Source organism: Duganella zoogloeoides (assembly GCF_034479515.1).
GTDB classification, from domain to species: Bacteria; Pseudomonadota; Gammaproteobacteria; order Burkholderiales; family Burkholderiaceae_D; genus Rugamonas; species Rugamonas zoogloeoides.
The window spans coordinates 3,635,614-3,648,257 of sequence record NZ_CP140152.1; the positions used below are offsets into that span (position 1 = coordinate 3,635,614).

12 protein-coding genes are annotated in these 12,644 nt (G+C 64.5%); 3 read left to right on the top strand and 9 right to left on the bottom strand.

The features are described 5' to 3' along the window. Positions 1-43: 43 nt before the first annotated feature. The 4 genes from SR858_RS15955 to SR858_RS15970 all read right to left on the bottom strand — a co-directional run bounded on the left by SR858_RS15955 (position 44) and on the right by SR858_RS15970 (position 5,591). Positions 44-1,390, bottom strand: a complete 1,347-nt coding sequence (locus SR858_RS15955) for a sigma-54-dependent transcriptional regulator (protein ID WP_019919993.1) — start codon at positions 1,388-1,390, stop codon at positions 44-46. Beyond that, positions 1,383-3,227, bottom strand: a complete 1,845-nt coding sequence (locus SR858_RS15960; RefSeq protein WP_040377377.1) for a sensor histidine kinase — start codon at positions 3,225-3,227, stop codon at positions 1,383-1,385. The genes SR858_RS15955 and SR858_RS15960 overlap by 8 nt, the downstream gene beginning before the upstream one ends. A 64-nt stretch (positions 3,228-3,291) precedes the next feature. Then, entirely contained in the window at positions 3,292-4,296 is a 1,005-nt protein-coding gene (locus tag SR858_RS15965; protein ID WP_019919995.1) for a porin, read from the bottom strand. A 23-nt stretch (positions 4,297-4,319) separates the two neighbouring features. Continuing rightward, on the bottom strand, positions 4,320-5,591 hold the full coding sequence (locus SR858_RS15970) for a dicarboxylate/amino acid:cation symporter (RefSeq protein ID WP_019919996.1): 1,272 nt from the start codon (positions 5,589-5,591) through the stop codon (positions 4,320-4,322). 284 nt (positions 5,592-5,875) lie between these two features. On the opposite strand from SR858_RS15970, the gene SR858_RS15975 reads away from it, so the two are divergent. Continuing rightward, positions 5,876-7,216: a TrkH family potassium uptake protein gene (locus SR858_RS15975; protein WP_026636941.1), complete on the top strand. Its 1,341-nt coding sequence runs from the start codon at positions 5,876-5,878 to the stop codon at positions 7,214-7,216. Next, entirely contained in the window at positions 7,206-7,901 is a 696-nt protein-coding gene (locus tag SR858_RS15980) for a potassium channel family protein (protein ID WP_019919998.1), read from the top strand. The genes SR858_RS15975 and SR858_RS15980 overlap by 11 nt, the downstream gene beginning before the upstream one ends. Positions 7,902-7,903: 2 nt before the next feature. Here the strand turns inward: SR858_RS15980 and SR858_RS15985 are convergent, their stop codons facing one another. Continuing rightward, positions 7,904-8,830: an alpha/beta fold hydrolase gene (locus SR858_RS15985; RefSeq protein WP_019919999.1), complete on the bottom strand. Its 927-nt coding sequence runs from the start codon at positions 8,828-8,830 to the stop codon at positions 7,904-7,906. A gap of 117 nt (positions 8,831-8,947) precedes the next feature. Here SR858_RS15985 and SR858_RS15990 point away from each other — a divergent pair, with 117 nt between their 5' ends. Continuing rightward, positions 8,948-9,607 (top strand): CGNR zinc finger domain-containing protein, encoded by a 660-nt coding sequence (locus SR858_RS15990; RefSeq protein WP_019920000.1) that lies wholly within the window; start codon positions 8,948-8,950, stop codon positions 9,605-9,607. Positions 9,608-9,619: 12 nt separating this feature from the next. Here SR858_RS15990 and SR858_RS15995 read toward each other — a convergent pair whose 3' ends face one another. The 4 genes from SR858_RS15995 to SR858_RS16010 form a co-directional block, all read right to left on the bottom strand. Next, complete coding sequence (locus SR858_RS15995; RefSeq protein WP_019920001.1) at positions 9,620-10,384, bottom strand: hypothetical protein; 765 nt, start codon at positions 10,382-10,384, stop codon at positions 9,620-9,622. Positions 10,385-10,445: 61 nt separating this feature from the next. Next, positions 10,446-10,820 carry a lysozyme inhibitor LprI family protein gene (locus SR858_RS16000; protein WP_051120250.1) on the bottom strand — a complete coding sequence of 125 codons (375 nt, stop codon included), beginning with the start codon at positions 10,818-10,820 and terminating at the stop codon, positions 10,446-10,448. A gap of 32 nt (positions 10,821-10,852) precedes the next feature. Further along, complete coding sequence (locus SR858_RS16005; protein ID WP_019920003.1) at positions 10,853-11,119, bottom strand: UBP-type zinc finger domain-containing protein; 267 nt, start codon at positions 11,117-11,119, stop codon at positions 10,853-10,855. A gap of 91 nt (positions 11,120-11,210) precedes the next feature. Next, on the bottom strand, positions 11,211-12,509 hold the full coding sequence (locus SR858_RS16010) for a right-handed parallel beta-helix repeat-containing protein (protein WP_026636942.1): 1,299 nt from the start codon (positions 12,507-12,509) through the stop codon (positions 11,211-11,213). Positions 12,510-12,644: the final 135 nt, after the last annotated feature.

Genomic DNA, 12,644 nt, shown 5'->3' on the forward strand with positions numbered 1-12,644 from the left:
GGCCGGCGCGCAAACGATGACGAATTGTGCACAATGGCCTGCTTTACGGGTTCTTGTACTCGTCCGACGTCAAGCCGTACTTCTGCATCTTGTAATACAGGGTCTGCTTCGGCACGCCCAGCGCCACGCTCACCTCCGTCACGCTGCCACCCGCCTTGCGCAACTCCTGCTCGATGACCGCCCGCTCGAATCCGCCCACCTGGTCCGCCAGCGGCACCGGCGCCAGGTTTTTCACCGACAACAGGCCGTCCGCACCGCTCGACAGGCCCAATGCGTACCGCTCGGCGATATTGCGCAGTTCACGCACATTGCCGGGCCAGTCGTGCGCCATCAGCGACTGCATCAGCGGTCCCGGCACCGGCGGCACCACGCGCTGGTAGCGGGCGGCCGCGCCCAGCAGGAAGTGCTCGAACAGCAGCGGGATGTCCTCGCGCCGTTCGCGCAGCGGCGGCAGGTTCAGCACGATCAGGTTCAGGCGGTAGTACAAATCGCTGCGGAACTTCTGCTGGTCCGACCATTCCTTCAAATCGACCTTCGACGCGGCGATCACGCGCAGATCGACCGGTACCGGCGTGTTGGAGCCGAGCCGCTCCACGACCCGCTCCTGCAGCACCCGCAGCAGCTTGACCTGTAACGGCATGGCCAGGCTTTCGATCTCGTCGAGGAACAGCGAGCCGCCGTCGGCATGTTCGATCTTGCCGATCTGGCGCTTGGCCGCGCCGGTAAACGATCCCTGCTCGTGGCCGAACACTTCGCTCTCGAAGATATTCTCGGGGATGGCGCCGCAGTTGAGGGCGACGAAGTGCCTGTTCTGGCGGCGGCTGTACTGGTGCAGGCAGCGCGCGACCATCTCCTTGCCGGTACCGGTTTCGCCGTAGATCAGCACATCGGCCGGTGCGTCGGCCAGGTCCAGGATCAGGCGCCGCAGGTCGCGCATGGCCGGTGAATCGCCCAGCAGCGTCGCGTCGATGCCCTCGCCATGCTCGATGCGGTGGCGCAGCGCTGCCACCTCCAGGACCAGGCGCCGGGTTTCCAGCGCCCGCTGCACCACGTCCACCAGCTGCTCGGACGAATATGGCTTGGCGATGAAATCGTAGGCGCCGTCGCGCATGGCATTGACCGCCATGTTGATGTCGCCGTGCCCGGTGACCAGGATCACCGGCAACTGGGCGTCGATGGCGTGCACCGCCGCCATCAGATCGAGCCCGCTCATGCCGGGCAGGCGCACATCGGTCACCACCACGCCCGCAAAACCCTGGGTAATCTGCGCCAGTGCGTTTTCGGCCGCGTGAAAGTCCGTCACTTGCAGCCCGGCCAGGTCCAGCGCCTGGGCGCTGCCGGCGCGCACGCTGGCGTCGTCTTCAACCAATAAAATTTTCATATCATGCATTGTTTGTCTCCCGCTCCGCCAAAGGCAGCTCAATGATAAACCGGGCGCCACCCGCCGGCGCGGTTTCCACGCGCAGCAGGCCGCCGAATTCACGTACGATCTGCTCGGAGATCGCCAGCCCCAGGCCCAGGCCCTGCCCTTGCGGTTTTGTCGTAAAAAATGGTTCGAACAGGTGGGCGCGGATGTCTGCCGGCACCCCGGGGCCGCTGTCGGCCACGCCGATCATCACCCGCTCGTCGGTGCGCTCCACCGTCACGGTCAGCTGGCGCACCTCGCTGCCCTGCATGGCGTCGAGCGCGTTGGTAAACAGGTTGACCAGCACCTGTTCCAGGCGATTGCCGTCGCACAGCGCGTGGACGTCGTGGTCCCGCATCGACATGCGGAAATTGATGCGCTCCAGCTCCACCCGCCGCTCGACCAGGAACAGTGCACCCGTAATCGCAGCAGCCACCGGCACCGCCTGTAAGCCGGCGTCGGTCTTGCGGGCGAACTGGCGCAACTGCCCGGTGATCAGGCCCATGCGCGCCACCAGTTGCGAGATGGTGGCCAGGTTGGCGCTGGCCTCGGGCAGGCGTCCGCGTTCGATCAGCACGCGCGCGTTGTCGGCCATGGTGCGCAGCGCGGTCAGGGGCTGGTTCAGTTCATGGGTCATCCCTGCCGACATCTGGCCCAGCACCGCCATTTTGGCAGCCTGGATCAGCTCCGACTGCGCCTGGCGCAGTTGCTGCTCGGCCTTGCGCCGCACCAGGTTTTCTGCGGACAGGTTCTCGGTCATCTGCTGCAGGCTGGCGGTGCGCTCGGCCACCATGGTTTCCAGGTCGTCGTAGGCGCGCTGCAAATCCTCGCGCGCGCGCAGGCGCTGGCGGCCAAGGCGGCGGCGCTGGCGCGCATACAGCACCAGCATGGCCAGCAGCGCCTGCGACAGGCAGGCAAAAACCAGGGCGCTGCGTGCGCTGGCCTCGGCCGGTCCCAGGTCGGAAAAATACACGAACTGCCAGTCGCGCGCACCGATGTGCAGCGACTGGCGCAGCATGCGGCCGCTGCCCGGCGCGCCGTCCACGGCCACGATGCTGGTACCGGCTTCCGTGTTCGCGTTCGCGTCGAGCGGGCGCAGTTCGCGGTAGCCGATCTGCCTGAGCGAGTGCGAGTGGAACTGGCGCGAGCGTTCGAGCTCGCGCCGTACCTCGGGCGCCAGCGGGGCCAACGTGCCGTATTTCCATTCGGGGACGGAACTCAGGATGGCAACGCCGTTGGCGTCGGCCAGCAGCACGCGATCGCGGCCCTGCACCCAGGACGCTTCCAGCTTTTCGATATTGACCTTGAGCGCGGCCACACCGAGCATATGGCCTTCGCGGTAGATGCCGTGGGCGAAAAAATAACCGGGTTCGCGGCTGGTGGTGCCTACGCCATAGAAGCCGCCCGGCTTGCCGTTGAGCGCATCGCGCACGTAAGGGCGGAAGGCGACATTGTCGCCGACAAAACTGTCGGCTGCGCGCCAGTTGCTGGCCGCCTGGGTAATGCCCTGCAAATTGACGATGTAGATGGTGGTGGCGCGCGACAGCTTGTTGACGCTCTCGAGGTAGGTGTTGACCTCGCGCCGCAGCCCGTCGTCGCGCTGGTCGGCGAGCAGCGCGATCACGTCCTTGTTGAGCTCCAGGGTGCCGGGCAGGAAGTCGTACTTCAACAGCAGGTTTTCCAGGCCCAGCGCATAGCCTTGCAGGCGCTGGGCGCCGGCTTCGCGCAAGCGCTCGATGGCCGCGTGCTCGGCCCAGCGGCCGGCGACGACGGCCAGCGCCAGGCCGGCCGCCAGCAGCAGCGCGAACGTCAAAAATCGCATCCAGGACGTTTTCTGCGCTGCCGGCATGGATCCCTTTGATTAAACCAGTTTAATAAGACCGCTATTAAAACACATGACGCACGCCCAGGTTGAAGCCGCCGGTGCCGGTACCGTTGTCGGTGGCATTGCCAACGTGGAAAACGGCGCCATTGCGGTTGCTGATATGCGCATACGCGGTGTACACGTCGGTGCGGCGCGACAGGTTGTGCGTGTAGCCGATGGCCAGTTGGCGCGCGTCCTGGCTCAGCGTGGACTGGTCGCGGTGAAAGATGGCGGATGCGAGCCATTTTCCCTGCCCCATGGTCACGGTGGCGCCGATCAGCGCGTCGTTGCTGGCGCGCTGCAACAGGTCCTGGTTGTGCGACAGCGATGCGTGGGTGGTGACGCTGCCCACGCGGTAGCGCGCGGCCAGCATGGTGGAACGGCTGCGCGCAGTGGCCAGTGCATTGTCGCGTTGATGGTGGACCAGCACCAGGTTCAAGGGCAACGACTCCGGCCCGGTGTAGCTGACGGCTGCGCCCACGGTACGGCTTTTTGCCGTGTCGCCCGGTACTTCACCGAAGCCGTACAGCACGTCGGCCGAGAAGCCGTTGACGCGCGGCGTCGTGTACTCCACCGAGTTGTCCACGCGCGAGGTGGTGGCAACCATGTTCATGGCGTTACCGGCCAGGCCGACCACGAACGGATCGGCGACATCGCGCAGCGCCTTGTAATACGGCGAGTACTGGCGGCCGGCGCTGATCGATCCCAGCGTGGTGCTCGACAAGGCCACGTAAGCCTGGCGGCCGAACAGCAGGCCGCCCTGGCCGGCGGCGCCGGTATCGATACTGTGACCGTTCTCCAGCTGGAACGACGCCGTCAGGCCGCCGCCCAAGTCTTCCTTGCCCTTGAAGCCTATGCGCGAAGCCGAGGCCACGCCGCTGCCGAGTGCCTGCACATTGCCGGCCGGGCCGCCGCGTTCGAGCACCAGGCCGGCGTCGGCGACGCCGTAGATGGTGACCGAGGATTGGGCGGTGGCGGTGGATGCAGCCGCAGCGAGGGCCAGTGCGATGGCGAACTGTTGTTTCATGTTGTCTCCGGTGTTTTTATGTTTTATGCGGCGTGCTTGATTGCTTCGACCTGCTCCGGGCGCTCTTCATCGAGCGCGCCTTCCCACTTGGCGACCACCGCGGTGGCCACGGCGTTACCGACCGCGTTGGTGGCCGAACGGCCCATGTCGAGGAACTGGTCGATGCCCATCAACAGCAGCAAGCCCGCTTCCGGAATGTTGAACTGGTTCAGGGTGGCGGCAATCACTACCAGCGACGCGCGCGGCACGCCGGCGATGCCTTTCGAGGTGATCATCAGCACCAGCAGCATGGTGATCTGGGTGCCGAGCGACATGTCGATGCCATAGGCCTGGGTGATGAACAGCACGGCAAAGGTGCAGTACATCATCGAGCCATCGAGGTTGAACGAATACCCCATCGGCATGACGAAGCTGTAGATCTTGCGGTGCACGCCGAACTGCTCGAGCGCGGTCAGCATCTTCGGATACGCCGCTTCCGAACTGGCCGTGGAAAACGCCAGCAGGAACGGTTCGCGGATCAGCACCAGCAGGCGGAAGATGCGCTTGCCGATGAAGGCGTAGCCGCCGAGCACCAGCAGCGCCCACAGGCACACCAGTCCCAGGTAAAAGCCGCCCATGAACTTGGCGAAAGTGAGCAGGATGCCCAGGCCGTTGGTGGTGACCACCGACGCCATCGCCGCGAATACAGCCAGCGGCGCCAGGTTCATGATGGTGCCGGTAATGCGCAGCATGACTTGCGCCAGCTGGTCGATGGCGGACGTCAGCTTCGACGCCGACTCGCCCAGCGCGCTCAGGGCGCTGCCGAAGAACAGCGAGAATACCAGCACTTGCAGGATCTCGTTATTGGCCATCGCCTCGATCGGCGACTTGGGCACCAGGTGGCTGACGAAATCCTTGAGCGTGAACGCGGCGGTTTTCAGGCCGGTGGTGGCATCGACCGGCGGCAGCGGCAGGCCAAGATGGGTACCCAGTTGCAGGAAGTTCGACAACACCATGCCCAGCGTGAGCGACAGCAGCGACGCCACCACGAACCAGCCCATGGCCTTGACGCCGATGCGGCTGGCCGCCTTGCCGTCACCGAGGTGGGCGATGCCGACCGTCAGGGTGGAAAACACCAGCAGCGCGATCACCATCTTGATGAGGCGGAGGAACACATCGGTGACGATGGAGATGTGGGACGCGATCTGGGCGCTCAGCTGTTTATCGGTGATCGCTTCGTGGCAACCGTAACCCACCGCGACCCCGAGCACCATCGCGACCAGGATGTACAGGGTTAATGGACGTTTCTTTTTCATGTATTCCTCCAAGTTTTAGTCCCAGGGTCGGCGCCCGGGGTATGGGGGAATAGCAATCGTTATGCCAGCTATTAAGAAACGATATGAGTCCTGCAAGCCTTTGAATTCAAACAAATTTTCTTAAAGAAACATAGCTCTGGCAATGGAATGTGAGCAGAAATCGGTAGAGCTATGCCAGCCCCATGTATGAAAATTTGGACACCCTCCAGGGTCGGCTTCAATCCGTTATCAAGTCCCGGTTCTCGGTATAATCGGCGCCCCACCACCAATCCTCCCTGATCCCCATGAGAACAGTGCTGCACCCTGCGCGCGCGGTAGCCCTCGGCTTCCTGGCTGGGATCGTCGTTGGCACGCTGGTGCTGATGCTGCCGGCAGCGCGCTCGGGGCCCGATGGCGCGCCGGTGCTGGTGGCGTTTTTCACCGCCGTCTCGGCGGTGTGCGTGACCGGCATGGCGGTGGTCGATACCGGCACCTACTGGTCGGGCTTCGGTCAGGGCATGATCATGTTGCTGTTCCAGTGCGGCGGCTTCGGCATGATGACCGCCGCCACCCTGCTTGGCCTGCTGGTCAACGGTTCGCTGCGCCTGCGCACCAAGCTGATGACGCAGATGGAAACCCGTACCCTCGGCCTGGGCGATGTCGCAGCCGTGGCGCGGCTGGTGCTGGTGGTGACGTTTGCTTCCGAGTTGATCATCGCGGCCGTGCTGACGCTGCGCCTGCGCTACGGCTACGACCTGCCCTGGGGCGAGGCCGCGTGGAGCGGCGCATTCCATGCCGTCTCGGCGTTCACCAACGCCGGCTTTTCGATCCACGCCGACAGCATGGTGCGCTACGCCGGCGATGCGCTGGTGCTGCTGCCGATGATGCTGGCCATCGTGGTGGGCGGCGTGGGCTTTCCGGTACTGCACGACATTCGAAACCGCTGGCGCTGGGGTGTTCACGGTCGACGCCACTGGTCGCTGCACACCAAGCTGACGCTGGCCGGCACCGCGCTGCTGCTGGTCGGTGGCATGGTGGCGATCCTGCTGGCCGAATGGCACAACGCCCGCACGCTCGGCGGCCTGTCGGTGCCCGATAAATTGCTGGGCGCCTCGTTCATGTCGGTGGCGGCGCGCACGGCCGGCTTCAATGCGGTCGATATCGGCGCCCTCACCCAGGAATCGCTGGCGCTGCACTATTTTCTGATGTTCATCGGCGGCGGCAGCGCCGGCACGGCCGGTGGCGTCAAGGTGGGCACGGTGGCGATCCTGGTGCTGCTGGTGCTGGCCGAGGTGCGCGGCCACTCGGATACCGAAGCGTTCGGCCGGCGCATCGGCGCTGCCGCCCAGCGCCAGGCGATCACCGTGGTGGTGATGGGCAGCGCGGTCGTGGTGGCGGGCACCATGGTGCTGCTGGCGGTCACCGACTTTCCGACCGATCAGATCATTTTCGAGGTAATCTCGGCCTTCGGCAGCGCGGGCCTGAGCACCGGCATCACGCCGCAGCTTCCCGCTTCCGGCCAGTTGCTGCTCACGCTCCTGATGTACCTGGGACGGGTGGGCACCATCACGCTGGCCGCGTCGCTGGTGCTGGGCGGGCGCCGCATGCCTTATCGTTACGCAGAGGAGCATCCAATTGTTGGGTAAGATCTTTTCAGAGCAGTTCTCGTTTTCCAGCGGCGACAGCGTGGTTGTCATCGGCCTGGGACGCTTCGGCGGTTCGGTGGCCGAGTCGCTGATGCGCATGGGCCACGACGTCATGGGCATCGACCGCGACGCCGACCTGGTGCAGCTGTGGGCCGACAAGCTCACCCACGCCGTGCAGGCCGACACCACCAACGCCAGCGTGCTGCGCCAGCTGGGCGTGGCCGAGTTTTCGCACGCCATCGTCGGCATCGGCGCCGACCTGGCCAGCAGCCTGATGTCGCTGATGGTGCTGACCGAACTCGGTATCAAGGACATCTGGGTCAAGGCGCTCACGCCCGAACACGGCCAGATCGCCCAGCGCATCGGCGCCCACCACGTGGTGTATCCCGAAGTGGACATGGGCGAGCGCGTGGCGCACCTGATCACGGGCCGGATGATGGATTTTATCGAGTTCGACGACGGCTTTGCCATCGCCAAGCTGCGCGCCCCCGTCCTCACCCACAACAAGACCCTGGCGGACGCCCACGTGCGCTCGCGCTTTGGCGTGACCATCGTCGGCGTCAAGCGCGCCGGCCAAGACTTCCAGCACGCGCTGCCGGAAACACTGGTGCGGCCCGGCGACATCCTGGTGGTGTCGGGCGCCACCCACAAGATCGAGGAATTCGCCAGCAGCAAGCAACGCTAGCGTTACCTGACCGCCGCGCCGTCCAGGAACTCCAGCATCGCCGCGCCGATTTCCGCGCCGTGGGTCTCGATGGCGAAGTGGCCGGTGTCGAGGAACCGCACTTGCGCCTTCGGGTTATCGCGCTTGAAGGCCTCGGCGCCGGCCGGCACGAAGAACGGATCGTTCTGGCCCCAGATGGCCAGCAGGGGCGGTTGCTGGCGGCGGAAAAATTCGTGCAGCTTCGCGTACTGCCGGATGTTCTGGCCGTAGTCCAGCAGCAAATCCATCTGCACTTCCACGCCGATACGTTCGATCGCGGCATGCGCCAGTTGCCAGGTTTCGGGCGCGATCAGCGTGGTGTCGCGCACGCCTTCGGTGTACTGCCACCGGGTCATGTCCAGCGTATTGAAGCGGCGCAGCGCCTCGCGGTTGGCCGCCGTGGGCGCGGCCCAGGCGCGGCGCATGTCGGCCCAGCCGGCGCTCAATCCCTCTTCGTAACCGTTGCCGTTCTGGCTGACGATGGCGGTGATCTTGTGCGGATTATCGACCGCCAGGCGCCAGCCCACCGGCGCGCCGTAGTCGAACACGTACAGGGCGTAGCGGTCGATGCCCTTGGCCACCGTGAAGGCGTCGATCACCCTGGCGAGATTGTCGAAGGTGTAGTCGAACGCGGTGCCTGGCAATACGTTGGTCTGGCCGAAGCCCGGCAGGTCCGGCGCCACCACGTGGTATTTATGCGCCAGTTGCGGGATCAGGTTGCGGAACATGTAAGACGAGGCGCCGAAGCCGTGCAGCAGCAGTACCGTGGGCTTGTCAGCAGGACCGGCTTCGCGATAGAACACGTTGACGCCCTGGACTTCCAGCGACTGGTGATGCACGGCGGGTGGCGCCGCTTGGGCGGATAAGGCTGTAGCCATGATGGCGGCAGCGGCGTTGGCGGACGTGGTCATGATAGTTCTCCGGTTGGGATGGGTTTTATAACCTGTATAATTGCTTTAAGAAGGTTACTTGGATCGAGTATGGCGCGGCCAGAGTAACCTGTCAACTGTATTTTTAAAGGTTATTAAATGAAACCGACGACGACAACCGACGAAGCGCCGCTGCTGGGCGACCATCTGGCGCTCGATTTGCTCAACACCGAGGCGCGCAGCGACGGCGCGGTAGTGGACTATTGGCGTAGCGGCGACGCTGTGCGCGCGTGGCTGGCGCGACAAGGCATCGCAGCAGCGCAGCCGGCAGGCGGGCAGGCAGATGGTCAGGCAGAGAGTCAGCGAGGTGAGCAGGCGAGTGGGGAAGCCGGGGGCGCAGCGCTGCTGGCGCGGGCGCTGGCCTTGCGCACGCTGGCGCGGCGGCTGATCGCGGGACGCAAAACCGCTGAAGAAGGCAGCGCTCCTCTTGCCGACGAGACAGATATCGCAGCGCTCAACGACTACCTGCACGCCTACCTCGGCGCCCCGCACCTGGCGCGCGGCGAGGACGGCAAGCTGGCCCTCACCCGTACCGCGCGCGGCGACGCGGTAGCTTCGCTACTGGGCCCGGTGGCCGAAGCGGTGGCGCAGTTGCTGGTGGAAGGCGATTTCACGCTGGTGCGGCAGTGCGAACATCCCGACTGCATCCTGTGGTTTTACGACCGCACCAAGTCGCACAAGCGCCGCTGGTGCAGCATGGCCTCGTGCGGCAACCGCTACAAGGCGGCGCAGTTCAGGAAAAAGAACAGCGCGGCGTGATGCCGCGCTGCCTCACAGCTGCTGCGCCGCGATCTTGACCGCGCTGCGCACGGTATACGGAAATTGCGTGCCAATGCGCTGGTCCATGATGGCGATGCCCAGTCCTGCCTCCGCATCGCTGGCGCGCGGTGCGTAGTCCAGCAAGCGCTGCTTCATCTGGTGCGCGCCGGTTTCCACCAGCAGCATCGCTGCCAAGCAGCGCGCGGTGGCGTTGGCCTTGTCATCTTCCACGAACGTCATCAGGCGCTCGGCCTTGTCGCGATGATCGCTGACCAGCAAGGCGCGCAGCGCCGACATTTGCACGTGCATGTCCGGCTTGGAGAGAAACCGTTCGACCGTCTCCGCAGGCAGTGGATGATCAAGGAACCCGGCCGTCTCCAGCGCGGCATGCTGCTGGAAAAAGCCGTCGAGGCTTTCGAGCGTGCTGTCACTTTCGATACTCGCGGCCGGCTTGGCAAGGGTGGCGTCGATCCACGCGACCACCTTCGGATCGCAGGTGCGGTCACCATGCAAGGCCTGGAAGATGCAGCGCTGCGAAGTCTCATACAGTTGTGCATCGACCACGGCCTGATGGGCGCTGAAGCGATACGTGGCCAGCACCTTGCCATTTTTATGGAACGCGGCGAAGCCCGCCGATGGGGTGGCGATAGCCCAGCCGCCGGCGACGCGCTTGAGGTAAAAGTAAGCCTGGGTGCCCTCTCGCAAGGTAAATTCCGGCGTCTGGTTGCCGGTGCTGCTGCTTACCTGCAGCGCGTAGAACGATACCAATTCGACCATCGGCCCGGTATCTTCGCCGGCGATCTGCCTGATGCGCTTGAGCGTGAGCGCCTGCTAGCAACTAGCGGTCGCCCTGCAACATCTCGAGTTCCTTAGCACGGGTCTCGGCCCGATTTTGCAGGCAGCCCAAATACATCACGGTGCGGATGGTGCCGGTGCCGTACAGCGCCTGAACGGTATTGCAGTCGGCTTCGCGATACTTGATCCACAAGCGCTGGGCGGCGACGAACTGGGTGCGCACCTTGCGCTCGGTGACGGTCTTGAGCACGCGCTGGTACGTGGCGTTGAGATTGGCCTCGGCTGCTTTTTGCGTGCGCGCCGCGCATTCGTTCATGTCGGGCGTGCTGACGGCGTTGGCGCAGTCGAGCGCTTGGGCGCTGGCACCGCCCAGCCCGAGGGCCATGGTGAGAACTAGCGTAAACAATGGTTTGGGCATGTAGCTCCTGTCAGACAAGGTCGGATCGAAGGTCAGATCGGGTCGAACATTTCCTCGTCAATATAGCACCAGCCCCAGGTCTCGCCGCGCTCCTTTGAGCGCATGATCGGGTGGCCGGTGGCCTCGAAATGCCGGGTGGCGTGGCGGTTTTTCGACTGGTCGCAGCAACCGGTGTGGCCGCAGGTCAGGCACACCCGCAGGTGCACCCAGGTGTCGCCCATTTTCATGCACTCTTCGCAGCCGCTGGTATTGGCGGCATGCGTGTGGATCTGGTTGAAGTGTTGGCAGCCGTCGCTCATGTCGTGTCTCCGCTGGTGAGTAAACACCAGTCTAGCGCAAGACCGCCCGCTTGCCCCCCTGCCGTATGGCGGGGATGGGCGGCCCGGGGCCTTACTGCTTCTCGAACGCGCCAAGGTCCGGCGCGGCGCCCAGGAACGGCAGGTTGACGTCGCCGCCCTTGTCGATCAAGTCGCTGCCGGTGCGCAGGCGGTACGCGCGCAGCACCGGCAGGCTGCCGTCGGCCTGGCGCGGCGCATCCCAGCCGGTGGCGGAGACGTCGTCGAAGTCGGCGTCGGACACCGTGACCGGCAGGTTCCACGAGTTGTAGCGCATATTGGTGCCGTCGATATTGCGCGACTGCTGGCCCTTGTACGAGATATTGTTGCGCAGCGTGCCGAAGTTGACCGGCGTGCCGTCGGCCGAGATGCCCAGCATGTCGTAGTTGTAGCCGTTGTCAAACGACGTGTTGTTGAAGAAGTCCAGCGCCAGCGGATGATGGTTGGCGTAGAAACCGGCCGCCTTGTTCTTGAATGCCACCGAGAAGCGCACCGTGTGCTTTACCCCGTTCGATACATAGGCGCCGCCGTAGCCGCCGGCCTTGATGCCGTTGCCGTTACCGGCCTGCAGCGGCGTGGTGGTGCCGGGCAGGTAGCCGTGCGACCAGGCCCACGAGTTCTCGATGACCACCGGCGAAAACGCGTTGATCAGGTCGAAGCCGTCGTCGGTGTTGGCCCAGGCGCGGCAGCCGCGGAACACATTGCCCGGGTTGTTGGCCTTGATGTGGGCGCCGAAGCCGTCGGCGCTCTGGCCCGCGCCGTTGGACGTGTACGGATCGTAGTTGTGGTGCGAGTCGCTGTTGAGCACCAGGTTGTAGCTGCCGTTCTGGATGAACAGGCCCGGTCCCATATTGTGGTGCAGGTCGAGCTGCTCGAAGGTGTTGCGGCTGCCGTTCACCCAGATGCCCCACGATTCGTGATTGAGGCGGTTGCCCGGCTGCTGCGGCGCGCCCGTCACTTCCAGCCCCTTCAAATGCAGCCAGCTGCCGGTGACATTGAAGCCCTTGACCCGGCAGTCGTCTTTCATCGCCGAGAAGTCGAACACCGGCTTTTCGCCCGGGTAGGCCCAGTAGCGGATCGGCCGCCCTTCGGCGCCGCTCTTGTCGAGCGTGATGGCGTTGACGATGGCGGTGCGGCTGGCGCAGCTTTCCACGCCGGCGGTGTAGGCATAGCGGCCGCCGCGCAGGTACACCGTATCGCCGGGCTGGGCCTGGGTTTGCGCGCGCGCGATGGTGGCGAACGGCGCGGCCTGAGTGCCGGCGTTGCTGTTGTTGCCATTGGGCGCGACGTAATACGTGGCGGAGAAGGCCGGTGCAGACGCCAGGGCAAGCAGCAAGGGAGCGAATATTTTCATGGGTCTCTTCATGTAGTTTTATGGTCCATTGATTATAGTCACAGCTCAAACCATGGCATACGCCGGCCAAAAAAATCACGTTCGTGAGCCAATCGCGGCAACTACTTCCTCATTGACAACACTGCAATAATGAAC

Bases quoted from the DNA above. Each gene is read 5' to 3' on its own strand.
- SR858_RS15955 (WP_019919993.1), bottom strand. From the start codon at position 1,390: ATGCATGATATGAAAATTTTATTGGTTGAAGACGACGCCAGCGTGCGC.
- SR858_RS15960 (WP_040377377.1), bottom strand. From the start codon at position 3,227: ATGCGATTTTTGACGTTCGCGCTGCTGCTGGCGGCCGGCCTGGCGCTG.
- SR858_RS15965 (WP_019919995.1), bottom strand. From the start codon at position 4,296: ATGAAACAACAGTTCGCCATCGCACTGGCCCTCGCTGCGGCTGCATCC.
- SR858_RS15970 (WP_019919996.1), bottom strand. From the start codon at position 5,591: ATGAAAAAGAAACGTCCATTAACCCTGTACATCCTGGTCGCGATGGTG.
- SR858_RS15975 (WP_026636941.1), top strand. From the start codon at position 5,876: ATGAGAACAGTGCTGCACCCTGCGCGCGCGGTAGCCCTCGGCTTCCTG.
- SR858_RS15985 (WP_019919999.1), bottom strand. From the start codon at position 8,830: ATGACCACGTCCGCCAACGCCGCTGCCGCCATCATGGCTACAGCCTTA.
- SR858_RS15990 (WP_019920000.1), top strand. From the start codon at position 8,948: ATGAAACCGACGACGACAACCGACGAAGCGCCGCTGCTGGGCGACCAT.
- SR858_RS15995 (WP_019920001.1), bottom strand. From the start codon at position 10,384: ATGGTCGAATTGGTATCGTTCTACGCGCTGCAGGTAAGCAGCAGCACC.
- SR858_RS16000 (WP_051120250.1), bottom strand. From the start codon at position 10,820: ATGCCCAAACCATTGTTTACGCTAGTTCTCACCATGGCCCTCGGGCTG.
- SR858_RS16005 (WP_019920003.1), bottom strand. From the start codon at position 11,119: ATGAGCGACGGCTGCCAACACTTCAACCAGATCCACACGCATGCCGCC.
- SR858_RS16010 (WP_026636942.1), bottom strand. From the start codon at position 12,509: ATGAAAATATTCGCTCCCTTGCTGCTTGCCCTGGCGTCTGCACCGGCC.